The following is a 26,188-nucleotide window of genomic DNA, read 5'->3' on the forward strand; positions in this document are numbered from 1 at the left end:
GTGGCAGAATTGCCCTCGTGACGCGATTCCTGTCTGCCAAGCCCGACGCGCGGCTGCTCCCCCTGCCCTGGAGCACTCCGCTGGCCGACTGGCCGACTGACCGGCTGGTGGCGCTGCCCCGAGGCATCTCCCGCCACGTGGTCCGATTCATCAAGGTGGGCGAGTCGGTCTACGCGGCCAAGGAGGTCGTCGAGCACCTGGCGATCCACGAGTACCGGCTGCTCCACGACCTCGATCGCCTGGGCACCCCCTCGGTGGAGCCGATCGGGGTGGTGACGGGGCGCGCCGACATCGACGGGGAGCCGCTGGACCCGGTCCTCATCACCCGCCACCTGCAGTTCTCCCTGCCGTACCGGTCGCTGTTCCACACCGGCGTGCGCCAGGGCACCGTGATGAGGCTGCTCGACGCCCTCGTCGTGCTGCTGGTGAGGCTCCATCTCGTGGGCTTCCTGTGGGGGGACGTCTCCCTGTCGAATGTGCTGTTCCGCCGCGACGCCGATGCCTTCGCCGCCTATCTCGTCGACGCCGAGACCGGGGAGCTCCACGACGCCCTCACCAACGGGCAGCGCGAGCACGACCTGCAGATCGCCCGCACCAATATGTTCGGCGAGTTCCTCGACCTGGAGGAGGGCGACATGCTCGACTCCTCGTTGGATCCGCTCAATCTGGTGACCACCATCGAGAGCCGTTACCGCGAGTTGTGGGATGAACTGACCGGAGCGGAGGAGTACGCCGGCTCCGACATCTCCCAGGTCGAGTCGCGGGTGCGTCGTCTCAACGCGCTGGGCTTCGACGTCGCCGAGCTCGATATCGAGACCTCGCCCGACGGCTCCACCCTGCGCATCCAGCCGAAGGTCGTCGACGCCGGCCACCACCAGCGCCGGCTCATGCGTCTGACGGGGCTGGACGTCGAGGAGAACCAGGCCCGCCGTCTCCTCAACGACCTCGACACCTTCCGCGCCCGCAAGGGTCTCCAGCAGGCCGACGAGGCCGTGGTCGCGCACATGTGGCTCACCGAGTGCTTCGAACCGGTGATCGCCCAGATCCCGCCGGAGCTGGCCCGCAAGCGGGAGCTGGCACAGTTCTTCCACGAGGTCCTGGACTACCGCTGGTACCAGTCGCAGCGCGAGAATCGCGAGGTCTCCCACGTGGATGCGGCCAAGGGATACGTGCGCGACGTGCTCGCCCAACTGCCCGACGAGGCGATGAGCGCCGAATCGGTGGTCCCGGTCGAGGGCGAGAATGTCAGTGAGCAGGCCGTCCATCAGATGGTCAACCCCTACGACCCCTCCCTGGGGTACGTGGAGGACCAGGAGGACGAGCCCCCCTACGATCCGTGGGAGGACGGCGCCCAGGAGGAGGCGGCACCGGATTTCCTGGACATGGCGTCGCTGCGCGCGAAGGCGAAGAAGTAGCGGAGAACGGAGTCAGTCGTCCTCATCCTCGTCGGACTCCTCGACGACCTTCTTCTTCGGGAGCGACGCCACCGTGATCCCCTTCCACCCTGCGGCCGAGCCCACCTCTGAGAGGTTCACCGGGGCCGACGACGCCGACCTGGCGGGGCCGTGAGCGGCGGTGCCCGGATCCTCGTCCTCGTCGTCGAAGGGCTTGGATCCCGGCGCGGTGGGTCGGATCGGTTCGCCCATCGCCGCCGCGAGGGCCTGGGCGATCGCGCCGGAGGACGGCTTGTGCTTGCGGATCTCGGCCATGACCCCCATGGTAAACGCCGTCGGTCGCGGCGCCGGTAGGCTGTCCCCCGTGACCTTCCAGCTGTACAACACCGCGTCGCGCCAGATCGAGACGTTCGTCCCACTCACGCCCGGCAAGGTGACGATCTACCACTGCGGCATGACGGTGCAGTCATCGCCGCACCTGGGCCACATCCGCAAGGAGGTCGTCTTCGACGTCCTGCGTCGCTGGCTGGAGCACAGCGGATACGACATCACCGTGGTGGCCAACGTCACCGACGTCGATGACAAGATCCTCAACAAGTCAGCCGCGCAGGGGGTCCCGTGGTGGGCGCTGGCCTACCACTTCGAGACCGAGCTGCACGCCGCCTACCACGCCCTGGGATGCCGCCCGCCGACCTACGAGCCGCGCGCCACCGGTCACATCCCCGAGATGATCGAGCTCATCGCGATCCTCATCGAGCGCGGCCACGCCTACCCCGCCGCCGACGGGTCCGGCGACGTCTACTTCGATGTGCGCTCGTGGCCCCGCTACGGGGAGCTGTCGGGCATGAAGGTCGACGAGATGGCCCCCGCCGAGGACTCCGACCCGCGCGGCAAGCACGACCCCCGCGACTTCGCGCTGTGGAAGGGTCACAAGGGCTCCGAGCCGCTCACCGCCTCCTGGAACACCCCTTGGGGGCGCGGTCGGCCGGGCTGGCATCTGGAGTGCTCGGCGATGGCCGGCAAATACCTGGGCGACGCCTTCGACATCCACGGCGGCGGGATCGACCTGCGCTTCCCCCACCACGAGAACGAGCTGGCGCAGTCCGCGGCGGCCGGTCGGCCCTTCGCCCACTACTGGATGCACAACGCCTGGGTGACGATGGCCGGGGAGAAGATGAGCAAGTCGCTGGGCAACACGGCCCGGGTCACCGAGGTGACCCGCGACCACGACCCGCGCGCCGTCCGCTACTTCCTGCTGGCCCCGCACTACCGTTCCACCATCGAGTTCTCCCCCGCCGACGAGCAGACCCTGGGTTCCCTGGACGAGGCCGAGAAGGCCGTCGAGCGGATCGACGGCTTCCTGCGCCGCGCCGTCGAACTGGTGGGACCAGCCGTTGACGACGTCGATCCCTCCCCGACCGCCGAGGAGCAGGCCTTCGCCGCGGCGATGGACGACGACCTGGGCACCCCGACAGCCGTCGCGGCCCTCTTCGACGCCATCGGTGCCGGCAACCGGGCGATCGCCTCGGGGGACGCGGGGGCCGCCGCCGTCTCGCTGGCCGCGGTGCGCCGGATGCTCGACGTCCTCGGCCTGGATCCCGACGGCCCCGAGTGGATCGATGCTCCCGGCTCGGCCGAGGACAAGCTCGAGCCGGTGGTCGACGGACTGGTCCAGGCCATGCTCGCCCAGCGTCAGGAGGCGCGGGCCCGCAAGGACTGGGCCACCGCCGACGCCATCCGTGACACACTGTCGGGTCTCGGCCTGACCATCGAGGACACCCCCGCCGGGGCCCGTTGGTCACTGAGCTGACTTCCATCACCGCAACGATCCAGCTCCACAGGAGGCACCATGCCCGGAAACTCACAGCGTCGAGGTGCTGGAACCAACCGTTCCTCCAAGTTCGCCGGCAAGGGCGCCACGGCCGGCTCCGGTGGCCGGGTGCGCCGCGGCCTGCGGGGCCGCGGACCGACCCCCAAGGCCGAGGACCGCCCTTACCACAAGGCCTACAAGGACAAGCAGCACGACAACCGCCAGCCGAGACAGGGCGCCAAGGCCCCGAAGGGGGTCGGCCCCGAATGGGTGATCGGCCGCAACGCCGTCCTGGAGGCCCTTCACGCCGGGCTGCCGGTGCGCGCCTCCTACGTCGCCGAGGGCGCCGAGCACGACTCGCGGCTGCGCGAGATCCTGTCCCACACCGCAGACCACTCGATGCCGATGCTCCAGGTGAGCCGCGGCGAGCTGGATCGGCTGACCGGCGGCACCAACCACCAGGGCGTGGCGATCCGGCTGCCCGAGTATGAGTACGCCGACATCGACGATCTCATCGCCGCCGGCGTGGAGTCGCCCGCCGCCGGGCTCATCGTCGCCCTGGACAAGGTGACCGACCCGCGGAACCTGGGCGCGATCATCCGTTCGACGGCCGCATTCGGCGCCCAGGGGGTGCTCATCCCCTCGCGCCGCTCGGCGTCGATGACCGCCGCGGCCTGGAAGACCTCGGCCGGTGCCGCCGCCCGCATCCCGGTGGCGATGGCCGCCAACCTCAACCAGGCCCTGACCAAGCTGAAGAAGGCCGGCTACACCGTGGTGGGGCTGGCCGGTGAGGCCGACGCCGACATCACCGACGCACCCGGGCTCGACGGCCCGCTGGTGCTGGTGATCGGCTCGGAGGGGGAGGGCCTGGCACGACTCACCCGCGACACCTGCGATGTGCTGGCCTCCATCCCGATCACCAGCACGGTCGAGTCCCTCAACGCCTCGGTCGCGGCCTCCATCGCCCTCTACGAGGTCTCGCGAGTCCGCGGGGCGGGCTCCGGTGATTGAGGGGCGGATCTCCCCCTCCGACCGGCAGGCCCGCGCACACTCATTCGGAGAGGCAGCCACCGACTACCAGCGCTACCGCCCCGACTACCCGATCGAGGCCGTCAGACATCTGGTGGCCGGAGCCCCGGCCGGCGGGCGGGTGCTGGATCTGGGGGCCGGCACCGGAAAGCTCACTGACCGCCTGGTGGCCCTCGGCCGCGAACTGGCCCGCGTGATGCGCGGGGCCCGACCCCTGGGGCTGGCCTGGAACACCGATCACACCGATTCCGGATGGCTGGCCCGCATCGAGGCGATCCGCAATGTGCCGCGGGGCTCGGAACTCAACCGCGGCCCAGACCGCACGCCAGCCGCGCCGGGCCCGGGCTGGTTGCCCTTCACCCGGTATGACGTCGAGTGGTCGCGCACGATGCTCAAGGAGGATTTCCTGGCGCTGTGGCGGACCCATTCGCAGTGGCTCACCGCCACCGATGAGCAGCGGACGGAATGGATGTCCGGATGGCGGGAGATTCTGGCCACCGACCCCGCCGTGGCAACCTTGGACGCGGTCTCGATTCCGATGACCACCGAGTGCTGGGTGACCCGACCAGGAGGTTGATGGTGAGTGCGCAGGAGCAGCCCGGAGGCCGGGGTCTCAGTCACAGCCTTCTGCTCCTCATGGCGACGGCCACCGGCCTGTGCGTCGGCGGCAACTACCTCAACCAGCCGCTGCTCGACGAGATCTCGCGGCACTTCGGCGTCCCCGTGGCAACCGCCGCCACCAGCGTCACCGTCGCCCAGTTCGCCTACGCCCTGGGGCTGGTGCTCTTCGTGCCGCTGGGCGACATGGTCAACAGGCGCAAGCTCGCCGTGACTCTGCTGGTGCTCTCGGCGGCGGGACTGCTCACCGCCGCCGTGTCGACCACCTTCACCGTCATGATGATCGGCACCGCCGTGGGCTCGCTGTTCTCGGTGGCCGCGCAGGTGCTGGTGCCCTTCGCCTCCGAACTGGCCGCCCCCGGCAGGGGCGGATCGGCGGTGGGCACCATGATGACCGGGCTGCTCGTCGGCATCCTGGTGGCCCGCGCGGTCTCGGGCATGTTGAGCATGGTGGGCGGCTGGAAGACCGCCTACTGGGTGCTGGGCGTGCTGCTGGTGGCGATGGCCGCCGCGCTGTGGCGGGCGCTGCCCGATGTGCCGGTTCCCGAGACCTTCAGCCTCACCCGGGTGCCCGCATCCATGGCCAAGGCCTGGACGCGTTATCCGAAGGTCCGCTCCCGGGCGGTGATCTCGGCCCTGCTGTTCGCCTCGATGAGCGCCTGCTTCGCGACCATGACGCCGCTGCTGGCCGGCCCGCCGCACGATCTGGGCCCCGGCGTCATCGGGCTGCTGGGACTGCTCGGGGTGGTGGGCGCCTTCGCCGCCGGCCCGGTGGGCAGGCTGGCCGATCGCGGACTGGGAAACCGCGCGGTGGCGTCGGGCCTGGCGATCCTGGCGGCCGGGTGGTTGGCGATGTGGTTCGGGACGTGGTCGGTGGTGATGTTCGGGATCGGTTTCATCCTCGTCGACCTGGGGCTGCAGAGCGCCCACGTCACCAACATGAACGTCGTCTACGCCCAGGAGCCCACGCTGCGCTCACGGCTCAACTCGTTGTACATGACGACCTATTTCATCGGCGGGTCGGTGGGTTCCGCGGTGGCCGTCGGTCTCTGGAGCCGGTTCGGCTGGCACGGCGTGGTGATCGCGGCCCTGGCCTTCGTGGCGGCCGCCGGCGTCGTCTTCGCCCTGGAACTGCTGCGGGACCGGCGCAGCACGGTGTGAGACGCCGTCTCAGGCAAGCCTGCGCGCCGGAGCCGCGTACTAGGGTGAGACCGCCCCACAACAGGAGGAATCAGTGCCCGAGTCCACTTACCCGGAACCCACGAGCATCAACGAGCAGGCCTCCCCGGCCTACCAGACCCTGCTGAACATCATCGGTTCGGTCGAGCCGCGGATCGCCGACGCCACCAGGGCCGAGCTGCACGACCAGCGTCACTCCCTCAAGCTCATCGCCTCGGAGAACTACGCCTCCCTGCCGGTGCTGGCCACCATGGGCACCTGGCTGTCCGACAAGTACGCCGAGGGCACCATCGGCCACCGCTTCTACGCGGGCTGTCAGAACGTCGACACCGTGGAGGCGGTGGCCGCCGAGCACGCAAGGGAGCTGTTCGGCGCCGATCACGCCTATGTGCAGCCGCACTCGGGCATCGACGCCAATGTCACCGCCTACTGGTCGATCCTGGCCCACCATGTGGAGACCCCGGCGCTGGCCGAGTTCGGGTCGAAGAACGTCAATGACCTCTCCCAGGAGGACTGGGACACCCTGCGCCACAGGTTCAACGACCAGCGCGCGATCGGCATGAGCCTGGACGCCGGCGGGCACCTCACCCACGGCTTCCGCCCCAACATCTCGGGCAAGATGTTCGACCAGCGCTCCTACGGCACCGATCCGCAGACCGGTCTGCTGGATTACGACAAGGTGCGCGAGCTGGCCCGCGAGTTCAAGCCGCTGGTCATCGTGGCCGGCTACTCGGCCTACCCGCGCCGGGTGAACTTCGCCAGGATGCGCGAGATCGCCGATGAGATCGGCGCCGTGCTGATGGTCGACATGGCCCACTTCGCCGGCCTGGTGGCCGGCAAGGTGTTCACCGGCGACGAGGACCCGGTGCCCCACGCCCAGGTGGTCACGACCACCACCCACAAGTCCCTGCGCGGGCCCCGCGGAGGCCTGATCCTGGTGAACAAGGAGTACGCCGACGACGTCGACCGCGGCTGCCCGATGGTGCTCGGCGGCCCGCTGGCCCATGTCATGGCCGCCAAGGCGGTCGCCCTGGCCGAGGCCCGCACCCAGGCCTTCCGCGACTACGCCCAGAAGGTCGCCGACAACTCCAAGGCCCTGGCAGAGGGGCTCATGAAGCGCGGCGTCAAGCTCGTCACCGACGGCACCGACAACCACATCAACCTGCTCGACGTCACCACCAGCTTCGGGCTGACCGGCCGGCAGGCCGAGGCCGCGCTGCTGGACTCCGGCATCGTCACCAACCGCAACTCGATCCCCGCCGACCCGAACGGCGCCTGGTACACCTCCGGAGTGAGGATCGGCACGCCGGCGCTCACCTCCCGCGGCTTCGGCGCCGACGAGTTCGACCGAGTCGCCGCCCTGATCGTCGAGGCCCTGACGGCCACCACTGCGAAGACGGCGTCGACCGGCAGGCCGGGCAAGGCCAAGTACGAGATGGCCGACGGCGTCGCCGATCGGGTCCATGCCGAGGCCGACGAGCTGGTCGGCAACTTCCCGCTCTACCCCGGCCTGGAGCTGTAGGGGGGCTGAGCAGTACGGCAGTTCAGCCCGCGAGGAACGGATTGACGATGCGGATGCCATCCAGCGTGCTGCCGGTGGCCAGATCCTCCGTCCACAGCTCGGAGCATCTGCCCCGCCCGGCCGCGACGAGCACGAGGGCGTCGAAGATCGACAGCTGATGTTCCGCCGCCGCGTCGGCGGCGGCGAGAACCAGCGCCTCATCGGTGGGGACGACGTCCAGTCTCAACTCCCGCAGGACGCGGGCCGCGTCCTCACGGCTCTTGCCCAGCTTGCGCGTCAGCACCGAGCACAGTTCGATCTGCACCTGAGTGCTGATGACTGCATCCGGCGCGCTCTGGGAGAAGATCTCGAAGGCTCTGTGCTGCTTGACGGGCTGACCGTCATCGAACATGTAGGCGATGATGTTCGTGTCGAAGAAGACAGTCACGCCGGATTCTTCCCGAGCCGCTCCTCGTACAGATCCTCGCGGGTCCAGCCGCGCCCTCCGCTGCTGCCGCTGTGGGTGCGGGCGAACTCGGCGAAGTCATCGGCGGCCTTCTGCCTCCGCTCGCGTTCGGCGTCGGCTCCCGCGTACTCCTCCAACCGCTGGGCGAGGACGCGGTTGACGGACTCTCCTCGCTCGATCGCCCGAATACGGGCGCGCTTGAGCGTCTCCTCGTCAACCGTGATCGTCAGATTCGCCATGGGCAACACGATACCACCGAACCCGTGCAGCACGGGATATGTGGTTGCCTGACCGACCACGTATCATCTGCGCGTGAGCACAGCTGCCCTTCCCGACACCGTCACCGGGGCCATCGAGACCGGCGTCGGAATCACCCTGGTCTTCGTCGCGCTGACCAGCGCCGAGCGCCCGATGTCGGTGATGGTGGCCGGTCTGGGTGTCGCGGTCACGGCGGGGATGTGCCACACCTACCAGAATCGCCGCGGCGTCACCCGCACCACGTCGCGCACCCTGCTGCTGGCGGTTGCGGTTCTGGCGGTGCTGACGGTACTGACCCTCTCGGTGAGTCTGGACGCCTCCCGCGGCGGCACCGCCCTTGGATCCGGCACCGTCCTGCTCTCCCCCGTCATCCTGGCGGCGGCCTCGACGGGGCTCAGGTGGCTGGCGGAGAGGTCTCCCGCGCTGACTCCCTGGCACCTGTTCGGATGGCTCGTCATCGCGGCGACGGCCCTGACGCCGATGGTCGTACCCGGCAGCCGGGTGGTGCTGGTCGTGGCCCTGGTGTGCGCGGCGGCCCTGATCGCGATGGGAGCGGTGGACAACCGCAGGCTCGCCGCGGCGGTGGGCCCCACCCCGGCGCGTCCCGAACAGCCGCCGAATCCGATCACCGAGTGGGTGCGGGAGCGCCGTCGCCCGGGACGCTGAGGACGCCTCCCGCCGCCGAGGATGCCGGACTGCTCAGCGGCCGAAGAGCCGTCCCTGCACCGTGGTGATGAAGGCTCCCATCGAGACCGGCAGATCCTGCAGGTGCCAGGTGTCGGGGGCGTGGTACCAGCTCAGGTCCTCGGGATCGGGGGTTCCGATGTCGTCGTCGGCGGCAGCCAGCGCCTCCAGCCACCGATCGCGTCCGCCGAGCACCACAGCGTAGGGAATCAGCTCCGAGAGCTCCTCGTACTCGCGGCCCGGCGGCATTTGATCGGTCCGGTGGTACAGCAGCTCCCCGGCGAGCAGGTGCAGCCCCGCCAGCACGTCCGAGCCCCTGGCGGTGCGCCTGGGCATCTGCTGGCCGACGATGAGCAGGGCCACCGCGACGCCCAGCAGTGCCAGCCCGAGCAGTCCCAGAGTGGTGAACGCCACCAGGAGCGCGGCCGCCACCGCGGCCAGCACAACCGCCGCCACTCCCATCGCGTTCCAGCGGTTCCGGGTGGAGTCGGGACGCCGTTCGAACCAGCCCTCGCTCACCACCTCGTCGTAGAGGGCGTCCTCCACCTCGGGGATCACCGGCCCGATCGCCGTCGAGACCTCCGAGACCCGCACCCGGTCCTCGCCGCGCCGGGGCGCCACCGCGTCCAGCAGGAGGCGCTCGTAGCCGCGCAGTTCCCCGGCGCCGCCGACCATGTCGTTGTCGACCCTCTCGAAGGACCAGTCGATCGGGGCGTGCGGGTTCTCCCGCGGCAGCTCGTGGATGATGAGGTGCCCGCGCACCGCAAGATCCAGCAGAGTCGCGGTGACGTCGACCGGATCGACCCGCTCGTCGGCGATGGTGCCCACCTCGCCGGGACGCACCGGCAGGAGGAGGTTGAACTCCTCCTCGCCCGGGCCCACCGGTGAGAACTCTGCGATCCGGGTGGGATCTCCCGAACCGTCGAGGTCGCGGCCGGCGCGCCGGTGGAGCAACCACACCAGGAATCCGCCGAGCAGCAGCGCCGCCAGGGCGGTCAACAGGGCCGCAGGGCTGGCCGAGAAGGCCCGGTCGAGGGTCCATTCGTGCTTGAGGACGGCGTCCGGGGCGACTTGCGTCGAGGAGATCCCGATGGTCATCTCGACCATCTCGCCGGCTCCGCGCGGACCGTCGGTGAAGACTGGGTCGAGCTGGCCGCCGGCCCCGCCCTGGGACAGCCGGCACGCGCTGGGGGCCACCGGGGCCCCCGACTGGCAGGAGTAGCGGTCGATGAGACCGGGCATCTTCACTGTCCCCGTCGCCTCCCGCACCGGGACCGAGAGACCTTGGAGCACCCGCCACACGATGGTGGTGTGGGCCTTGCGCCCCTTCACATCGGCATCCTTGAGGGCCGCTCCGCGCACCGCGTACGAGATCGTCAGACTCGTGCCGCTCAGCTTCGAGGTGTCGACGGTGATCACCTGGTAGGTGCCGTCGGCAGACACCTTCGCACCGAGATCGCGGCCCCCGCTGGAAGCCTTCAGGCCGCTGATCGTGTACTCGTAATAGGCGTTGTCGAGCTGATTGTACCGGGTGGCCAGACGCTGGGTGAGGGTGTCGGGCGGGGTGTCCTCGCCGGTCCATGAGATGGTCTCGCGCACCGTCAGCCCACCGTCCTTGGAGACTGTGCCCTCGACGGTGTAGCTGGTGGCCATGCCGGCGTCATCGGCTCTGGCCGGGGATGCGGTGGCGGTCAGCGAGACCAGCACCGCGAGGAGGGCCACGACAAGACGAGCCCCACGACGTTGCCGACGCCGCGGCGAATACCTGCCCGTGTCGTGCGAAATATCGGTCACGGCGCTGCCTCCCGGTGCTCTGATCTGACCGGCCTCAGTCTTGCACAGCCTCTGGTTCGCGGTTCGGGAATATCGGACCGGGGGCCCGCGGTGAGGACTGCGGGCCGGTACTCTGACGGCCGTGAGCCAGAATCCATGGGCACGGCCCGATCCGGGAGGCGAGGAGACCCGCCCGCGCCGCGGTTGGGAGGATTCACGTCAGCGGTCGGGCGCCTCCGACGGCTGGCGCGATTCGAGGACCGGACAGGCCCGGAGCGCCTCCGGAGCGAACGGCCATGGGGGTTCGTCGACGTGGGGCGGTCGCCAGGCGCCCGCCCACAGTTCTTTCGAGCACAGTTCCTTCGGGCACAGTTCCTTCGGGGCCTATCCGCAGCAGCCTTACGGGGCTCCGCAGCAGGGTCACGGCCGGCCCCAGCAGGGCTACGGGCAGCAGATGCATCCGCAGGGCCGTCAGCAACCGGGCCCCCGGCCTGGATCCGCTCAGCCCGCCTATCAGCCGCCCCAGCAGGCGGGGTTCCAGGACGGCTACGGCGCGTCGGCGTACCAGGGCCGCTACGCCCAGCCCGCCCGGCCGCCGCAGAGCCCTCGCTATCCCCAGCCGCAGGCTCCGCGGTACCCGCAGGCCCCCCAGTATCCGCAGGGCGCCGGATACTCCCGGCCCCCGCAGTATCCGCAGTGGCCTCAGCCCGGTCAGCCGGGGCCCTTCCCACAGCCGGTGCGGAAGCGTCGCAGCTCGGTGTCGGTGCTCATCTGGGTCATCGTCGCCGGCCTGGTGCTCGTCGGGAGCGTCGGCCTTCTGGGGGCGCTCGGGGAATCCACCTCCACCGGAGGAGGCACGGCCTACAAGAACGAGACCTACCAGGTGCCTCCTCCCGATTCGAACCCGCCGGAGATCCCGGTGCCCGAGTACCGCTCCGAACTCACCTCCTGGACCCGGCAGAACAAGATCTACTCGGTCAGCGTCGCCAAGCCGGTGCGTTGCGAACTGCCCGATATCGATTACGGAGCCAGCTCCGACTCCGACGTCGAGTCCCACCTCAACGAACTCACCGCCTGCTTGATGAGGGTGTGGGGCCCCGCCCTGCAGCAGGCCGGGTTCACCGCCGTCCGCCCGACCGTCACCGTCTACACCGGCAACCCGAGCACCGCCTGCGGCAAGGCCCCCAGTCACAACGCCTTCTACTGCTCGGGTGATCAGCAGATCTACTTCTCCCACGACCTGCCCGAGTCCATCCCCCCGGACCTGCGGTCCGAACGGCACGTGGTGGAGGCGATCATGGCTCATGAGTTCGGCCACGCCATTCAGGCGCGGACCGGGATCCTGGCGGCCAATGCGATTGCCAAACAGGAGTTCCACAAGGCCGGGCAGGATTCCGACGAACTGGATGCGGGACGCCGTTCCGAGACCCAGGCCGACTGCCTGTCAGCGCAGTTCACCAGCGCGGTGGCCCGGTCCCTCAAGCTCACCGCCGCCGACGAGAACCATGTGAAGACCCTCTTCTACGACTTCGGCGACGACATCGGCTCCAACGGCAAGATCTCCCCCGGCGAGGGCAACCACGGTTCGGGCTCCAGCCGCCGCGCCTGGTACACCAAGGGCCTGGGGTCGACGGCGATCTCGGCCTGCAACACCTTCACCGCCCCCGACTCCGAGGTGCAGTAACTCGCCCTGAGCAATGCCTGCCGGGGGGCCATGGGCCCAAACCCGCCCCCTGTGCACCGGCTTTGCGCCTCTAACTCTGCGTTGGCCCTCTTGCAAGAGGGCCAACGCAGAGTTAGAGACGCAAAGCGACAGGACAGCCGGAGCACAACAAAGAAAATGCGGGCGGAGAAAAGGCAGGAGTGCCGTCTCAGTCGGTGAGGATCAGCGCCGTGGCCACTGCGGCCACGCCCTCTCCCCTGCCGGTGAATCCCAGCCCGTCCGTCGTCGTCGCCGAGACCGACACCGGAGCCCCCACGGCCGCCGACAGCACCTGCCCGGCCTCGTCACGGCGGGCCGCCATCCGAGGCCGGTTGCCGATCACCTGGACCGCGACATTGCCGATCCTCCAGCCCGCCCCGGCGAGCATCCGAGAGGTCTCGGCGAGGAAGGCGACCCCCGAGGCCCCGGCCCACTCGGGACGGCTCGTCCCGAAGACCGATCCCATGTCCCCCAGGCCCGACGCCGACAGCAGCGCGTCGCAGATGGCATGGGCGGCGACGTCGCCGTCGGAATGGCCCTCCAGCCCCACGGACTCATCCGGGAAGGACAGCCCTGCGACGTGCATCGGCACCCCGGGACTCAGCCTGTGGACGTCGGTGCCGATCCCGGTGCGAATCGTCGGCATCGTGCCTCCGCTCATCCGCGACGCCTCCGGCCACGGCGCGGATCCAGGTCCTTGATGGCCCGCCTGACCCGGCGTCCGGAATGGTGGCCGGCACCGGCGGTTGCCTTGACCAGCGTCTCGGCGATGTCGAGATCCAGCGGCTCGGTGATCTTGAGGGCCATCCTCGATCCCTCCACCAGGGTCACCGGATGGCCGTAGTGCTCACAGCAGGTCACGTCGTCGGTGACGTCCAGGCCGTCGGCCATCAACCGCTCATGACACTCCGTGATGACCTGCCGATCGAATCCCTGGGGGGTCTGGACTGCGCGCAGTGTGGAGCGGTCGACGACATGACTGGCCCCCTCGGCGTCGAGGCAGCGGATCGTGTCGACGACGGCTACCGCCGGAGTGACGGCGACGGCGCCGCCGCCCAGGGCCTCGATGACGTCGTTGACGACGTAGGCCGGCACAAGGGGGCGGACGGCGTCATGAATCAGTACCTTCCGGGCCCGCGAGAGCCGGGGACTGCCGGCGATCGCATTCAACCCGTTGCGCACCGACTCCTGCCGGGTGGCTCCCCCGGTGACGAAGCGCACCGGGATCGGCGATGCGGCGAGCGCCATCCTGAAGTGGTTGTGCATGCCGTCCTTGACCACCACCACGGCCTCCGTGCAGCCGCCCGCGGCCAGGGACTCCACGGCCACCGCGACGACCGCCTTGCCGGTGAGATTGCGCACCTGCTTGGGGACCGGTCCCCCGAATCGGGATCCGAGCCCCCCGGCGACGACGACGGCGACGACGGGTTCTGCTGACATGATCGCGACTCTATCGCCGACATCCCAGGGCAGTGGCCGGATCGTCCGCCACGAGCCTTGATGCATATCGGCCCACCAGCGATGCACGTTCCTCCGTTCGATCTTGTGGGCTGTGGCCGGGTGTGCAATGATCTCAGTACGCATATATTTGCTTTTTCGATGCATTTTTTTGCATCAAACGATCATTGGGAGGACAGATGGATCGGGTCATCGAGGCTCCGTTCCTCATCATCAATCCGAAGGCCTACCTCTACGGGGACGAGCTCCTGAGGCTCGCCCGGCTGGCCGATGAGCTGAGCGCCGAGTACGGGGTCGACATCATGTTCACGGCCCAGCACGCCGACCTGCGGCTCGTCGCCGACAACACCGAGCGCCTGGTCGTGACGGCCCAGCACATGGACCCGATCACCCCGGGTCGCGGGATGGGCCGCATCCTGCCCGAGTCGCTGGTCGCCGCCGGCGCCCGGGCCGTCGTCCTGAACCACGCCGAGCACAGCCTCACCCTCGCCGACCTGGACGCGAATCTGGTCCGCGCCCGCGAGGTGGGACTGGCGACCGTCGTCTGCGCCGACTCCCTGGCCCAGTGCCAGGCGATCGCCGGGATGGGCCCCGACGTCATGATCTGCGAGCCCTCCTCGCAGATCGGCAAGGGGTCGCTGACCACCGACGACTACATCCGCGACTCGACCGCCGCCGTCAAGGAGGTCGACCCCGACATCCTGGTTCTCCAGGGGGCCGGGGTGTCCACAGGCGACGACGTCGCCCGGGTGCTGTCCCTGGGGGCCGACGCATCGGGCGGCACCAGCGGGATCGTCTGCGCCCCCGACTGGCGCGCGAAGGTCACAGAGATGCTCGAACCCCTCCAGGCCGCCAGGCGCGACCGCTCTCATCACTGACACCCTGCGATCCGGAAAGGACACCACTATGACCGTTCACACCGACACCATTCAGCTGCACTCCAAGGCCGGTCGGCCGACCTACTTCGAGATCACCGACGAGGTGCGTCGCATCATCTCGGAGTCGGGCATCACCACGGGGATCTGCACGGTGGCCTCCACCCACACCACCTGCTCGGTCTTCTTCGAGGAGTACTGCCACGACGTCGACTTCGCCGGCGACGAGTTCATCCAGGCCGATCTCAACGAGGGTCTGGACAAGGTCTTCCCCCGCTGCATGACCAACAACCAGTACCACCATCCCGGTCCGGCGCATGTGGAGGCGGTCAAGGGCATGACCGACGGCGCCACCAGCACCGGGGACACCATCCTGGTGCCGGATCTGGAGAGCCTGCTCAATACGGAGGCCCATCTGCGAGGCACCCTCATCGGCGCCTCGCAGACCTTCGTCGTCGAGGACGCCACCCCCCAGATCGGCGCCGTCGGATACATCTACTTCGTCGACTGGGACCCCAACCGCGAGCGCGACCGCAAGGTCAAGGTCGCCGTCATCGGGGAGTGACACCATGCTCATCGGACTGAAAGAGGCACTCTCATACGCCGACTCCCACTCCTGTGCGATCGCGGCGGTCAACACTCCGGTCTTCGAGTCGCTGGTGGCCACCATCCGGGTGGCCGAGAAGCACCAGGTGCCGGTCATCCTGGCTCATGCGCAGAGCCACGAGAAGATCAACCGGATCACCGATATCGGCCCGGCCATGCTGGAGCTGGCCAGGCGCAGCTCGGTGCCCTGCGTCGTCCACGTCGATCATGGCGAGGATCTCGACTACATCCGCACCGGGCTGGAGCTGGGATTCACCTCGGTGATGCTGGACGGCTCCCGGCTGCCCTTCGAGGAGAACGTCGCCAGGACGGCCGAGGCCGTGCGGATCGCCCGGAGCTTCGGCGCCGACGTCGAGGGAGAGCTGGGCGTGATGACGGGCAATGAGAACGGCGACCCCGACCAGGGGGTGGCCGACGAGGCCCTGTACACCGACCCCGAGGTGGCCGGGCAGTTCGTCGAACGCACCGGGGTCGCCTGCCTGGCGGCCTCCTTCGGCACCGTCCACGGCCTGTACCACCGCGAACCCCACCTGGATCTGGACCTCATCTCACGGCTGCGGGCCAGGACCGGTGTGCCGATCGTCATGCATGGCGGTTCGGGCCTGTCACAGGACGAGTACCGCGCCTGTATCGCCCGCGGGGTCCGCAAGATCAACTACTACACCTACTCGGCCAAGGCCGGGCTGGACGGCGCCCGGGCGCTGCTGGCCGACAGGGCCGGGGTCTTCGTCTATCCCGACGTCGCGGTCGCGGCCACCGACGCGATCGCCGAGGACGTCGGCTCCTTCGTGAGATGCCTCTACGGGATCGGCGGCTGATCGCCCCGGACCGATCCCCGACAGCTTGACTGTTCCGGCCTGTCCGGGCCGCAACCCCTCGGCTGTCGGGGGATCGGCGGAGCGCGTCACGACGCCGAGAGGAGCACCTCCGCCAGATGCTCGTCCAGCACGACGCCGGTGAGCACGCCGGAGCGCAGCGCCGCGCTCGCGCCACGCGACTTCTCCGCACCTGACACCAGTCCGATTCTGCGGGGTATGGCGGACAGCTGGTCCAGGGTCACCCCGATGACGTGATCGTCGGCGACTGTGACGATGGGCCTTCCCCCGTCGTCGAGGAATCGGCCGCAGACGTCGCCCGCGACCCCGGAGGTGCGCAGCTCTTCGAGCTCCTCCTCGGACAGATTCATGGTGCGCACGATCCCGGCCGACCAGTGGACCCCCATCGATCCGACGCCGATGAAGGCCAGATCGCATCGGGCCGCCGCATCCAGGGCACGGGTGACCATCGGTTCGGCCCGCAACGCCCGCCCGGTGCGGGCCGCCTGCACGATAGCCGGTGCGTCCACCCGGTGAGCGCGTCCCCCGCACCCTTCCGCCAACATTCCGATGACGGCGTTGCCGGAGGTCGCAGCGTCCTCGTCAGGCATGCCTCCGGCCAGCGGATAGAGCTCGAGCGCAGGGGTCTGAGCCGGAAGGCTCACCGATCGGGCGAAGGAGGCGACGGTGCGACCCCAGCTGAGCCCCACCGAGCGGATCTGAGGGGCGAGTTCGGCGAAGACCTCGGCCGCCAGGCGCCCCACAAGGTCGAGAGCCGGGACGCCGGGACTGTCCTTGGCGACCCACGCCCGCGTCAGACCGAAGCGATCGACCAGGCCCTGCTCCAGTTCCGGGCAGCGCTCGACCGTGGCGTTGGGATCATTGATGATGATGGTGACCAGGCCCTCATTGCGGGCCTGGGTGAGCATCCGGGAGACGCTGGAGGTGGAGATGTCGAGCTCCCGGGCGATCCGTGACTGGTTGCGGCCCTCGACGTAGTACAGCCTCGCGACCTTGACCAGCGTCTCGATGTCTCGACGCGGGGCCATCACGCACCTCCCGTGTTGTGTTGTCGCGCCCGGGTTCTGTCATCGCAGATCCGTGGCGCCCTGCTCGCTCAGGATACGTGAGCGGATGTGGCCGGTCCCGCGCCCTGTCTTCAGATCCGGCGGTTCTGGAGGGTCTCCCCCTTGAGATACCGGCTCAACTCCTCCAGACCGATCTCCACCGAGGCGTGCCAGGTGTCGGCGCAGGTGCCGGCGATGTGCGGGGTCAGTGTCACATTGTCCAGACTCAGGTAGGGATGGTCGGCCGGAAGGGGTTCGACGTCGAAGACGTCGATGGCCGCCCCGCCGATCCGGTGCTCCCTCAGCGCCTCGGCCAGCGCCTCCTCGTCGACCAGCGGGGAGCGCGCGGTGTTGATGAGGTAGGCCGTGGGCCTCATCTGCGCCAAGGCATCGGCGTCGATCAAATGGTGCGTGGCCTCCGAGGTGCGCAGGTGCAGGGTGACGAAGTCAGACTGCTCGAGCAGCTCCTCGAGGCTCACGGCCTCGGCCCCGGCCGACCGGATCGCCTCGGCGTCCATGAAGGGGTCGTAGGCGATGACGCGGCTGTCGAAACCGCTGAGGCGCTTGGCCACCCGCGAGCCGATCTGGCCGAACCCGATGATGCCCACGGTGCGGGTGCGCATGTTGTGGACGTAGTCCTGATTGATGTAGTTCTTGCGCCACCGGCCCTCGAAGATGAAGTGATGACTGCGGGCGATGTTCTTGTTCTCGGCGATCATCATGCCGACGGTGTAGTCGGCGACCGCATCGGCCGAGCGCTGCGGGGCGTGGACCAGCGGGATGCCGCGCTCCTGCAGGGCGTCGAGGTCGGCGTTCTCCACGCCGCCGCGCAGCACGGCGACCAGCTTGAGGTTCGGGGAGTTGTCGATCACCTCCCGGTTGACCGGGGTGCCGTCGACGACGATGACGTCGGCCTGCCCGCAGTGGTCCAGCAGCGCCCGGCATGAGGAGGCGGCGTCCAGCCCGTCGCGCTCGACCAGGGCGAGCCGGTCCATGTATTCGGGCAGGGTGGTGGAGTCGGCGTCCTGGACGATCGTCACCTCGGCGCCCAGGCTCTCCAACGGTTTCAGTTCGCTCATGAGATCGACGCCGACGGCTCCGTCGCCGACGCACAGGATTCGGGTGGTCATGGAATGCTCCTTCGATGGGTTGGGCACGGCGGAACCGGTCCCGGGATGGTCAGGGTTCGACGGTGACCTTGACGGCGTCCCCGCCGGCCAGGACGTCGAAGGCCCTCAGACCGTCGTCGAGCGGTATCCGGTCGGTGATGAGGTCGTCGGCGCGCACCGTGCCCGCGGCGAAGTGGTCCAGCGCCTGCCGGTTCTGCTCGGGCGTCGAGCCGTTGGTGCCGTGGATGTGGAGTTGGCGATAGTGCACCAGGTTCGAATCAAGGGTGATGGTGGGCGCGGTCCTGGGAAGTCCGCCGAAGAAGGAGATCCGCCCGTTGCGCGCCGCCATCTCCACGGCCTGCTGCTGGTTCTGCCCGGCCGGTGTGGCGGTGATGACGACGTCTGCGCCGCGGCAGCCGGTCAGGTCCCGCACCGCGTCGACGACGTCGACCACCGAGGAGTCGACAGCATGATCGGGATGCACCAGTGCGGTGGCCTTCGCGAGCCGGCCAGGACGGTGGTTGACCAGGATGACGGTGCCGGCGCCGTGCACCGCGCGGGCGATCCTCACGTGCATGCAGCCGATCGGTCCGGCACCGAACACGACGACGGTGTCGCCCTCCTCGATGCCGAGCTGCTCCTGGGCGTTGATGGCGCAGGAGAAGGGTTCGGCGGCGCTGGCCTCGGCGAATCCCACGCCGTCGGGAATCCGATTGAGCCCTCCGGCGCGCAGCATCGCGGCCGGGACGATCATGTGGCGGGCGAATCCGCCGTCGTACTGGAACCCCATGCTCGCCTGGTTCTGGCAGATCTGGGTCCAGCCCCGACGGCACTCGTAGCACTGCCCGCAGGGGATGTTCGAGATGGTCTGGATACGGTCCCCCGGCGCCCAGTTCCCGGCGACCCCGGAGCCCACCTCGACGATCTCGCCGGCGATCTCGTGGCCCATGGTGGTGACCCGGCTGATCATGTGGTGGCCGTTGCGCAGCGTCTTCAGATCGGTTCCGCACATCGAGCAGTTCCTCACCCGGATCTTGACCTCGTCGGTTCGGCATTCGGGTTCGGGCACATCCTCGAGGCGGACGTCTCCGGGGGCGTGGAATCTCATGGCTTTCATTGATGTCTCCTCTTCCGGGCCGGATGCGGGGCACGGACGGCGCCCATGTGTGGACGCCGTCCGTGCGATTCGGTGGGGCCGCGACGCGGCCCCGCCGAGATCCGGCTCAGCCGCTCAGCCGATGGTGCCGTTGGCGACCAGGGCGTCCTGGAGGCGGCGCATGGCCACCAGCGGACGGTTCTCGTCGATCTCGACGTCGTCGTAGGTGACGGTCTCGCCCGCCTTGACGTCGGCGGTGAGGACGCAGCCGGCGGCCAGGCCGATCGGCAGCGCCTTCTTCGCGGTGGCGTCCTCGGCGTTGGTGGTCCAGCCGTGGACGTGGTGTCCGCCGATGCCCTCCAGCTTCGTGCCGGCCTTCAGGTCGTGCTTGGCCACCGCGGTCACCTCGGAGGTCCAGGTGGTCGACTGGAAGGAGGGGTGGCGGTCCAGGACGGCCTCGCCCACCGACAGGTCGGCCTCGATGGAGGCCAGGTGGTAGGGACGGTAGATCTTGAAGTAGTCGCCCTTGCCGACGCGCAGGTACTGCAGCTCCTCGGTCACCACAGGGTTGGGAGACCTCACGATGACGAAGACGCCGGGTGCCACGTTGCCGGTGACGTACTCGACGATCGGCCCGTCACTCTCGCGGATGCCGCCGTCGGCGACCGGGACCAGCTTCTTGTCGAGCTCGTCGACGTCGCAGGCGATCCCGTGCATGCCGGGCACCTCGACCTTGTATCCGGTGGCGTTGGACAGGGCGCACATCTCGATCTGCGTCTTGGTGCCGTCGGTGAAGGAGCACAGCATCTTCGGGTTCATCTTCTTGACCTTCGCCTCCTCCACGACGTCATCGGGGACGTCGGTGGGACGGTTCGGGTTGTTCTTGCCCTTGCCGGCCACGACCACCTCGAGGCCGAGATCCTGGGCGTACTCGACGAGCTTGACGCACTCGATCGGCTCGTCGCCGCGGCAGATGGTGTAGATCGAGTCGCCGGCGTTGGCCATCGAGGACAGCAGCAGGCCCACGGTGACGTCGGCCTCCACGGTCATCAGGCCGATGTCGGTGTGATTGGTGATGGCGGCGTAGGCCACCTGGGCGGCGACGTCCGGAACCCCGGAGGCCTCCAGCACCATGTCGATCGGCAGCTCGGGCATCTTGAGCCCGTCGTTGATGGCCACCGACTGACCGGCCTCGATGATCTGGGAGGCCTTGGCGACGTCGTTCTCGACGACGGCGTCGTCTCGTCCGGCGTTCTTCAGCGCGGTGGTGGCGCGGTCGATGTCGACGTCGGCGACGGCGACGACCTCCAGGCCCGGGGCCAGCTGGACCTGGGCGACGAGGCCGCGACCCATCTGACCGGCGCCGACGATGCCGACGCGGACCGGACGGCCGAGTTCGGCCTGACGATCGAGCAGACGCTTGGTGTATCCCATGGGAGTGTTCCTTTCAGAAATGTAACGTGGCGTGTTTGCCAGGATTTGTTTGTCAGGATTTGTTGTCGGAATGTGACTCTTGGCGGTGCGACAGGGTCAGGCGGTGCGGGCGATGACCCGCTTCGCGGCCGTCCGGCGGGAGCCGAGAACGGTCTCGAACTGTTCGGTGGCCTGGGTGAGCGCCTTGGCGGTCATCCGATCGCCGGCTCGCGATGTCGCATCGTCCAGCGGCCCCTCGAGCTCATGGGCCCGGCGAATCTTGGCGAAGACCGAGGCACCGGCCATGACGCGGGCCTCGACGATGGTCCGGTCGGCGGCGTCGATGACGAGCATCGCCACCGACCCGCGGAGCTTCCCGCGACCTCGGCCGGAGACCAGGATCTTGGAGCGATCATCGTGGGCGGCCGCCATCTCCCTGACCGCCCGGGTGTAACGCCGGGTCTGGAGCCAGGTCAGCGGGACGCTGAGGATCATCGCCGCGAACAGGTACAGGGCGAACTGCCATTCCATGTCGCTCCCCTCACGGACGGACGAAGCTGATGGTGTCGCCGACGGACGGAGCCGCCAGATCCGAGCCGGTGGCTTTCACCGCACCGGGCAGCAGCGCCTGATCGGGGCTGTTGACGTAGACGACGATGTGGCCCAGATCCGCCAGATTCCGGTTGGCGATCTCGCCCACCTCGTCGATGGTGAAGACGTCGGCAGCCAGATGCACCTCGTCGCCCGGGGCGATCTCGGGGCTGGCGCCGACGGCATCGTCACCGCCGAGCCGATGGACCACGCTCACCTCGGCCAGAGCGTCGGGGACGGGCTCTCCGAAGAGGATGAGCACCCCGCCCTCGAGCAGGTCGCCGGCGTCGGCACCCACCCCGGTGACCTCTGATTCCCACAGCACGGTAGCCATGTCGAACTCCTTTGATTCGATTCGGATGGTGGAGGGCTTCCTCAGACGAGGAAGGAGAAGAAGTAGGCGATGACGACGGCCAGCGGGGAGGTGAGCTGCCGGGCGAAGAGCACGGCCGGCACACCGACGTCGACCGTCTCGGACTGCGCCTCGCCGAGCCCCAGGCCCACCGGGACGAAGTCACAGCCGACCTGGCCGTCGATGGCGAACAGGGTGGGCAGGGCGTATCTCACCGGCAGTGCACCGGCGGCGATCTGGCCGCCCATCAGCACGCCGATGATCTGGGCGATCGCCGCGCCCGGACCGAGGAAGGGCGACAGCACTGGCAGGGCGGTGATAATGCCCAGCAGCAACAGGCCCCAGAGGTTTCCGGCCAGCGGTGAGACGCTCTTGGCGATCCAGTTGGCCAGGCCGGTGTAGTTGACGATGCCCATGATCAGCGCCACGTAGGCCATGAACGGGATCACCGTGTTGAGGATCATCTTCACGCCCTCGCGGCCCGCGTTGAGCAGGCTCGTGATGACGTAGCCGATGGCTCCGCCGAACTTGATGATGAACTTCGAGAAGCCGGTGGCCTCCTTGGTCTGCCTCGACGGCTGCTGCGCGGCGGCCGTTGCGGCGGAAGCCGCCGGAGCGGGAGCCGCTGGAGCCGACGCCGCGCTCTCCGCGGAGTCATCGCCGATCGCGGCCTCGGCCGGGTCGGCGGGCTGGACGTTGTCGACGCCGACTCCCGAGACGTAGATGTCGTCGGTGATGTACTTCTGGAGCGGACCGCCGGGAGAGGCGTTGAACACGTTGACCGTGGGAATCCGCTTCTTGGGGTAGACACCGCTGCGGGCGGTTCCGCCGCAGTTGATCACCGCGCACAGCACCTGGTTGTCGGGCGCACCGGCGTTGAACGCGTTGACGACCCGCCCTCCGGTCAGCTCGGCGATCTTCTTGGCCACGGGGTGCTCGTCGCCGCCGGTGACCGACAGCACGATGTTCCGCTCACCATGGGCACGGACCACCAGGCCCGGGCCCCATCCGCCGCTGCCGTGATCGATCCTCACGGCCGGGTTCTGCTCTTCGCTCATGCCACTGCCCCCTCGGCGCTCTCAAGACGACCGGCCGCGTAGTCCGCGTCGTACTTCTTGAAGGTCTCGGTATGCCCACCGCGCTTGATGAGGAAGGTGGTGATCCACTGGGTCACCAGCCCGCGCATCAGGATGACGATGAGGCCGACCAGGAAGTACAGGACGGCCAGCCTGGCGTAGGCGCCGCCGTCGACCTTCATCACTCCGGCGGAGACTCCGGTCCACACGAACAGCTCCGCGCCGTTGGCATGGGGGAAGATCGAGGTCACCGGGTGGAGGAAGGACACCGTGGCGTCGTAGTAGGCCGGCTTGTAGCGCTCGGGCAGGAACCGGCCGAAGGTGTAGCACATCGGGTTGGTGAGCATGATGGCGGCCAGCATCGGCATGATCGTGTAGCGGGTCACCGCATATTTGCCGGCCCACTGCACCGCCCGGGTGACGCGCTTCTCACCGATCCAGGTGGTGAGCGCGTTCATGAAGGTGATGAGGACCAGCAGCAGCGGGATCACGCCGGTGGAGAGGTCGACAAAACTCTCGGCGCCCGCCTTGAACAGGCCGATGAAGTGCGTCGCGAACCAGGTGATCCCCTGCATGACAGGGTTCGACTTGACGTCCAGAGGGACCATCAAGGTCTGCCAGCCCCCTGGGAGGGCGGCAAGTAAAGGGGTCATCTCGAAACTCCTTCGTCTCGTCTCAATGCAATTTTTTGCACTGTGTCCGCATCTTTTTGCGAACACAGTGAGCATGACACATCCCTCAGCCATACGCAAGACCTTGCGCATGTTTTTTCACTTCATGTGCCCTGGCTTCCCGCGACGCCTGCCCCTCGTCCCCCATAAGGTGACAACAGGCCGTGGGTGCCCCGGAGCCCGCAGCATCGAGGCCGGTAGCTCACGCCCGATCGACATCACAGGCTCAGGAGGACTCGGATGGCGCATCAGAGCCGCGACGAACACCTCATCCAGGTGCTGCACGTCGCCGAGATGTACTACTTCGAGCAGATGACCCAGTCGGCGATCGCCGACCGGCTGTCCCTGAGCCGATGGACCGTGGGACGGATGCTCGAGGCCGCCCGCGCATCCGGTCTGGTCCACATCACCATCGACCACCCCCTGGCCCGTCACCACCGCCTCGAGGTCGAGCTCATGGACCGCTACCGCCTCACCAAGGCTGTCGTCGTCCCCAGCCAGGCCCACGACGAGGCGACGACCGACGTCGTCTCCTCCGCCGCGGCGGACCGGCTCACCACTCTGCGGCCGGCCCCCCAGGTGATCGGCGTGAGCTGGGGACGCACTCTCGCCCAGGTCACCCACCACCTGCGCCCCGGCTGGAACCACGACGTCACCGTCGCCCAGACCAACGGCGGGGTCGCCATCACCCGCAACGATCTGGTCGGTCGCTCGGTGGTGGCGATGGCGGAACTGGGCCGCGGTCGTGCCATCACACTGCAGGCCCCCACCATCCTGGGATCCGCCCAGCTGTGCTCCATGTTGCGCGCCGACGCCGCTGTCTCGCGCACCCTCCAGACCGCCGCCGACGCGGACCTGCTCGTCTACTCCCCCGGCCCCGCCACGGACAGCTCAGTGCTCGTGAGCGCCGGGCACATCACCAGATCCGACATCGAACGGCTGAGAGCCGCCGGGGCCGGGGCGGACGTCATGAGCCACTTCGTCGACGCCGATGGCTCCCCCGTCGACCAGGACCTGGACGCCCGCACCCTCTCGATCGAGCTCGACACCATCCACAGAGCCTCCCGGGTGGTGGCGGTCGCCGCCGGGCTCCACAAGGCCGAGGCGGTCCGCACCGTCCTGTCGGGAGGCCTGTGCACCGAGCTGGTGACCGATTCCGAGGTGGCACAGGTCGTCCTGAAGGGCTGATCAGAAGGCCGGTCCACAACTCCGGGGCCGGTCTGCCATGAGATGGAGCACCGCCGCACCACCGGTGCAGGCTGCTCAGATGATGCCGTATCCCAACATATGTGCAAGTGGTCGTCGGAGTACGGCCACTCGCACGGCCCTCGGGTTACGGTCAGGATGTCGGTCGGGCAGCAGCGCCGGACCAGCATCACAATTCGATCCATCACAGGGCGCCCACGCGGCCGGGCACGGACCGCTCCCGCGTGCGGCGCCGACAAGGAGCATCATGGCCAAGATCGCAGTCCTGGGCGCGGGCATCATGGCGACCGCCCTCACCTTCCCCGCCGCGGAGAACGGCAACGAGATCCACCTCATCGGGACCCACCTCGACGACGAGATCATCGATTCGGTCAAGAAGGACGGCACCCACCCGGTGCTCGGCCTCAGGATTCCCGAGTCCGTCAAGCCGTACTACTTCACCGATGCGGCCGAGGCGATCGAGGGCGCCGACATCATCATGAGCGGCGTGAACTCCTTCGGCGTCGAGTGGGCCGGTGAGCAGCTCGCCAGGCTGGCCAAGCCAGGTCAGACGATCCTCTCGATCACCAAGGGCATGCATGCCGAGGAGGACGGCACCCTCCACATCCTCCCCGACGTCCTCAAGGAGAAGATGGGTCCGCTGGCCGACCAGGTCGATTGGGCCGCCATCGTCGGCCCGTCGATCGCCGGCGAGGTCGCCGTCCACCACCTCACCTGCGTCACCTTCTGCGCCGAGAAGCAGGAGATCGCCGACAAGCTGGCTCCGCTCTACCGCACCGACTACTACCACGTGTGGACCTCCACGGACTTCATCGGCAATGAGGTCGCCTCCTGCATGAAGAACATCTTCGCCTTCGGCGGAGGCTTCGCCCCCGGCATCCTCAAGAAGCTGGGTCAGGAGAACGACAAGTACGTCATGTACAACTACGCCGCGGCCCTGTTCGGCGAGGGCGCCCGTGAGCTCAAGCAGATGGTCGAGCTGTTCGGCGGCGACCCGACGGTCACGGAGAACCTCGGCGGCGTCGGCGACATGTTCGTCACCACGATGGGCGGACGCAACGTCCGCGCCGGCACCTTCGTCGGCCAGGGCGTGCCCTTCTCCGAGATCCGCAACGTCAAGATGAAGGGCGTCACCCTCGAGGGCGTCGCCGCCATCGGGGTGGTCGGTGAGGCCCTCGGCAGGCTCACCGCGCGCGGCGTCATCAAGGACACCGACTTCCCGCTGGTGCGCGCACTCTACGAGATCGTCGCCCACGACGCTCCGCTCGACCTCCCCTGGGAGACCTTCTTCGGCGGGGAGCGCTGAGCGCCCCGTTCATGCCGTCCCCGACCGCCGGTGGTCCGCCCCGGTGGCCGGGGACGGCTGCGTGTGTGCGATGCTGACCGTGCGGGATCCATGCAAAAGGGTGCATCCGGGGGCTGAATCTCCTCACAGATGC

At 68.6% G+C, this 26,188-nt stretch carries 27 protein-coding genes; 13 read left to right on the forward strand and 14 right to left on the reverse strand.

What is annotated here, in order from left to right:
• Window positions 1-17: 17 nt before the first annotated feature.
• Entirely contained in the window at window positions 18-1,415 is a 1,398-nt protein-coding gene (locus JS278_RS12475; RefSeq protein ID WP_181833722.1) for a DUF4032 domain-containing protein, read from the forward strand.
• 12 nt (window positions 1,416-1,427) lie between these two features.
• Here JS278_RS12475 and JS278_RS12480 read toward each other — a convergent pair whose 3' ends face one another.
• The gene (locus tag JS278_RS12480; protein ID WP_147243207.1) at window positions 1,428-1,709 is read right to left on the reverse strand and encodes a hypothetical protein; all 282 of its coding nucleotides are present in this window, start codon (window positions 1,707-1,709) and stop codon (window positions 1,428-1,430) included.
• A 49-nt stretch (window positions 1,710-1,758) separates the two neighbouring features.
• Here JS278_RS12480 and cysS point away from each other — a divergent pair, with 49 nt between their 5' ends.
• From cysS to JS278_RS12505, 5 genes are all read left to right on the forward strand, one after another.
• Window positions 1,759-3,204 (forward strand): cysteine--tRNA ligase, encoded by a 1,446-nt coding sequence (gene cysS, locus JS278_RS12485; RefSeq protein WP_114046319.1) that lies wholly within the window; start codon window positions 1,759-1,761, stop codon window positions 3,202-3,204.
• A 39-nt stretch (window positions 3,205-3,243) separates the two neighbouring features.
• Entirely contained in the window at window positions 3,244-4,215 is a 972-nt protein-coding gene (rlmB, locus tag JS278_RS12490; RefSeq protein WP_114045472.1) for a 23S rRNA (guanosine(2251)-2'-O)-methyltransferase RlmB, read from the forward strand.
• Window positions 4,208-4,810, forward strand: a complete 603-nt coding sequence (locus JS278_RS15875) for a class I SAM-dependent methyltransferase (RefSeq protein ID WP_147243208.1) — start codon at window positions 4,208-4,210, stop codon at window positions 4,808-4,810. Before rlmB ends, JS278_RS15875 begins: the two co-directional genes overlap by 8 nt.
• A 2-nt stretch (window positions 4,811-4,812) precedes the next feature.
• Window positions 4,813-6,012: an MFS transporter gene (locus JS278_RS12500; protein WP_181833723.1), complete on the forward strand. Its 1,200-nt coding sequence runs from the start codon at window positions 4,813-4,815 to the stop codon at window positions 6,010-6,012.
• Window positions 6,013-6,085: 73 nt separating this feature from the next.
• Window positions 6,086-7,552: a glycine hydroxymethyltransferase gene (locus tag JS278_RS12505; protein ID WP_114045475.1), complete on the forward strand. Its 1,467-nt coding sequence runs from the start codon at window positions 6,086-6,088 to the stop codon at window positions 7,550-7,552.
• A 22-nt stretch (window positions 7,553-7,574) separates the two neighbouring features.
• Here JS278_RS12505 and JS278_RS12510 read toward each other — a convergent pair whose 3' ends face one another.
• Together JS278_RS12510 and JS278_RS12515 are read right to left on the reverse strand one after the other, a co-directional pair.
• Entirely contained in the window at window positions 7,575-7,979 is a 405-nt protein-coding gene (locus JS278_RS12510) for a PIN domain-containing protein (RefSeq protein WP_114045476.1), read from the reverse strand.
• Window positions 7,976-8,236, reverse strand: coding sequence for a hypothetical protein (locus JS278_RS12515; RefSeq protein WP_147243209.1), 261 nt, complete (start codon window positions 8,234-8,236; stop codon window positions 7,976-7,978). Before JS278_RS12515 ends, JS278_RS12510 begins: the two co-directional genes overlap by 4 nt.
• 73 nt (window positions 8,237-8,309) lie before the next feature.
• On the opposite strand from JS278_RS12515, the gene JS278_RS12520 reads away from it, so the two are divergent.
• Complete coding sequence (locus tag JS278_RS12520; RefSeq protein WP_114045478.1) at window positions 8,310-8,921, forward strand: hypothetical protein; 612 nt, start codon at window positions 8,310-8,312, stop codon at window positions 8,919-8,921.
• A gap of 33 nt (window positions 8,922-8,954) precedes the next feature.
• Here the strand turns inward: JS278_RS12520 and JS278_RS12525 are convergent, their stop codons facing one another.
• Window positions 8,955-10,733 carry a DUF2207 family protein gene (locus JS278_RS12525; protein WP_220149967.1) on the reverse strand — a complete coding sequence of 593 codons (1,779 nt, stop codon included), beginning with the start codon at window positions 10,731-10,733 and terminating at the stop codon, window positions 8,955-8,957.
• A gap of 121 nt (window positions 10,734-10,854) precedes the next feature.
• Between JS278_RS12525 and JS278_RS12530 the strand changes: the two genes are divergently transcribed.
• Window positions 10,855-12,396 carry a neutral zinc metallopeptidase gene (locus JS278_RS12530; protein ID WP_147243210.1) on the forward strand — a complete coding sequence of 514 codons (1,542 nt, stop codon included), beginning with the start codon at window positions 10,855-10,857 and terminating at the stop codon, window positions 12,394-12,396.
• Window positions 12,397-12,583: 187 nt separating this feature from the next.
• Here JS278_RS12530 and ispF read toward each other — a convergent pair whose 3' ends face one another.
• Window positions 12,584-13,060 carry a 2-C-methyl-D-erythritol 2,4-cyclodiphosphate synthase gene (ispF, locus tag JS278_RS12535; RefSeq protein WP_114045481.1) on the reverse strand — a complete coding sequence of 159 codons (477 nt, stop codon included), beginning with the start codon at window positions 13,058-13,060 and terminating at the stop codon, window positions 12,584-12,586.
• Window positions 13,061-13,071: 11 nt separating this feature from the next.
• The gene (gene ispD, locus JS278_RS12540; protein WP_114046320.1) at window positions 13,072-13,854 is read right to left on the reverse strand and encodes a 2-C-methyl-D-erythritol 4-phosphate cytidylyltransferase; all 783 of its coding nucleotides are present in this window, start codon (window positions 13,852-13,854) and stop codon (window positions 13,072-13,074) included.
• A 197-nt stretch (window positions 13,855-14,051) separates the two neighbouring features.
• On the opposite strand from ispD, the gene JS278_RS12545 reads away from it, so the two are divergent.
• Genes JS278_RS12545 through JS278_RS12555 form a run of 3 tightly spaced genes read left to right on the forward strand, consistent with a single transcriptional unit; the run spans window position 14,052 to window position 16,171 of the window.
• Window positions 14,052-14,750 carry a triose-phosphate isomerase gene (locus tag JS278_RS12545; protein ID WP_114045482.1) on the forward strand — a complete coding sequence of 233 codons (699 nt, stop codon included), beginning with the start codon at window positions 14,052-14,054 and terminating at the stop codon, window positions 14,748-14,750.
• A 28-nt stretch (window positions 14,751-14,778) separates the two neighbouring features.
• Complete coding sequence (locus JS278_RS12550) at window positions 14,779-15,312, forward strand: YjbQ family protein (RefSeq protein ID WP_114045483.1); 534 nt, start codon at window positions 14,779-14,781, stop codon at window positions 15,310-15,312.
• Between the two features lie 4 nt (window positions 15,313-15,316).
• Window positions 15,317-16,171 carry a class II fructose-bisphosphate aldolase gene (locus JS278_RS12555; RefSeq protein WP_114045484.1) on the forward strand — a complete coding sequence of 285 codons (855 nt, stop codon included), beginning with the start codon at window positions 15,317-15,319 and terminating at the stop codon, window positions 16,169-16,171.
• An 86-nt stretch (window positions 16,172-16,257) separates the two neighbouring features.
• Here JS278_RS12555 and JS278_RS12560 read toward each other — a convergent pair whose 3' ends face one another.
• The 8 genes from JS278_RS12560 to srlA form a co-directional block, all read right to left on the reverse strand.
• Complete coding sequence (locus JS278_RS12560) at window positions 16,258-17,217, reverse strand: sugar-binding transcriptional regulator (RefSeq protein ID WP_114045485.1); 960 nt, start codon at window positions 17,215-17,217, stop codon at window positions 16,258-16,260.
• A 110-nt stretch (window positions 17,218-17,327) separates the two neighbouring features.
• Window positions 17,328-18,365 carry a 2-hydroxyacid dehydrogenase gene (locus tag JS278_RS12565; protein WP_114045486.1) on the reverse strand — a complete coding sequence of 346 codons (1,038 nt, stop codon included), beginning with the start codon at window positions 18,363-18,365 and terminating at the stop codon, window positions 17,328-17,330.
• Window positions 18,366-18,414: 49 nt separating this feature from the next.
• Complete coding sequence (locus JS278_RS12570; RefSeq protein ID WP_114045487.1) at window positions 18,415-19,461, reverse strand: zinc-dependent dehydrogenase; 1,047 nt, start codon at window positions 19,459-19,461, stop codon at window positions 18,415-18,417.
• 114 nt (window positions 19,462-19,575) lie between these two features.
• The gene (locus tag JS278_RS12575; RefSeq protein ID WP_114045488.1) at window positions 19,576-20,874 is read right to left on the reverse strand and encodes an NAD(P)H-dependent oxidoreductase; all 1,299 of its coding nucleotides are present in this window, start codon (window positions 20,872-20,874) and stop codon (window positions 19,576-19,578) included.
• Between the two features lie 96 nt (window positions 20,875-20,970).
• Window positions 20,971-21,384, reverse strand: a complete 414-nt coding sequence (locus JS278_RS12580) for a transcriptional regulator GutM (protein WP_114045489.1) — start codon at window positions 21,382-21,384, stop codon at window positions 20,971-20,973.
• 10 nt (window positions 21,385-21,394) lie between these two features.
• Window positions 21,395-21,778, reverse strand: a complete 384-nt coding sequence (locus JS278_RS12585; RefSeq protein WP_114045490.1) for a PTS glucitol/sorbitol transporter subunit IIA — start codon at window positions 21,776-21,778, stop codon at window positions 21,395-21,397.
• A 41-nt stretch (window positions 21,779-21,819) separates the two neighbouring features.
• Complete coding sequence (gene srlE, locus JS278_RS12590) at window positions 21,820-22,854, reverse strand: PTS glucitol/sorbitol transporter subunit IIB (RefSeq protein ID WP_114045491.1); 1,035 nt, start codon at window positions 22,852-22,854, stop codon at window positions 21,820-21,822.
• Window positions 22,851-23,525 carry a PTS glucitol/sorbitol transporter subunit IIC gene (srlA, locus tag JS278_RS12595; RefSeq protein ID WP_245935108.1) on the reverse strand — a complete coding sequence of 225 codons (675 nt, stop codon included), beginning with the start codon at window positions 23,523-23,525 and terminating at the stop codon, window positions 22,851-22,853. The genes srlE and srlA overlap by 4 nt, the downstream gene beginning before the upstream one ends.
• Before the next feature lie 258 nt (window positions 23,526-23,783).
• Between srlA and JS278_RS12600 the strand changes: the two genes are divergently transcribed.
• Together JS278_RS12600 and JS278_RS12605 are read left to right on the forward strand one after the other, a co-directional pair.
• Window positions 23,784-24,731, forward strand: coding sequence for a sugar-binding transcriptional regulator (locus tag JS278_RS12600; protein ID WP_114045492.1), 948 nt, complete (start codon window positions 23,784-23,786; stop codon window positions 24,729-24,731).
• A 265-nt stretch (window positions 24,732-24,996) separates the two neighbouring features.
• Window positions 24,997-26,055, forward strand: coding sequence for an NAD(P)H-dependent glycerol-3-phosphate dehydrogenase (locus JS278_RS12605; RefSeq protein ID WP_114045493.1), 1,059 nt, complete (start codon window positions 24,997-24,999; stop codon window positions 26,053-26,055).
• The last annotated feature ends 133 nt before the right edge of the window (window positions 26,056-26,188 follow it).

The organism is Acidipropionibacterium virtanenii, assembly GCF_003325455.1.
In the GTDB taxonomy this organism is placed as follows: domain Bacteria; phylum Actinomycetota; class Actinomycetes; order Propionibacteriales; family Propionibacteriaceae; genus Acidipropionibacterium; species Acidipropionibacterium virtanenii.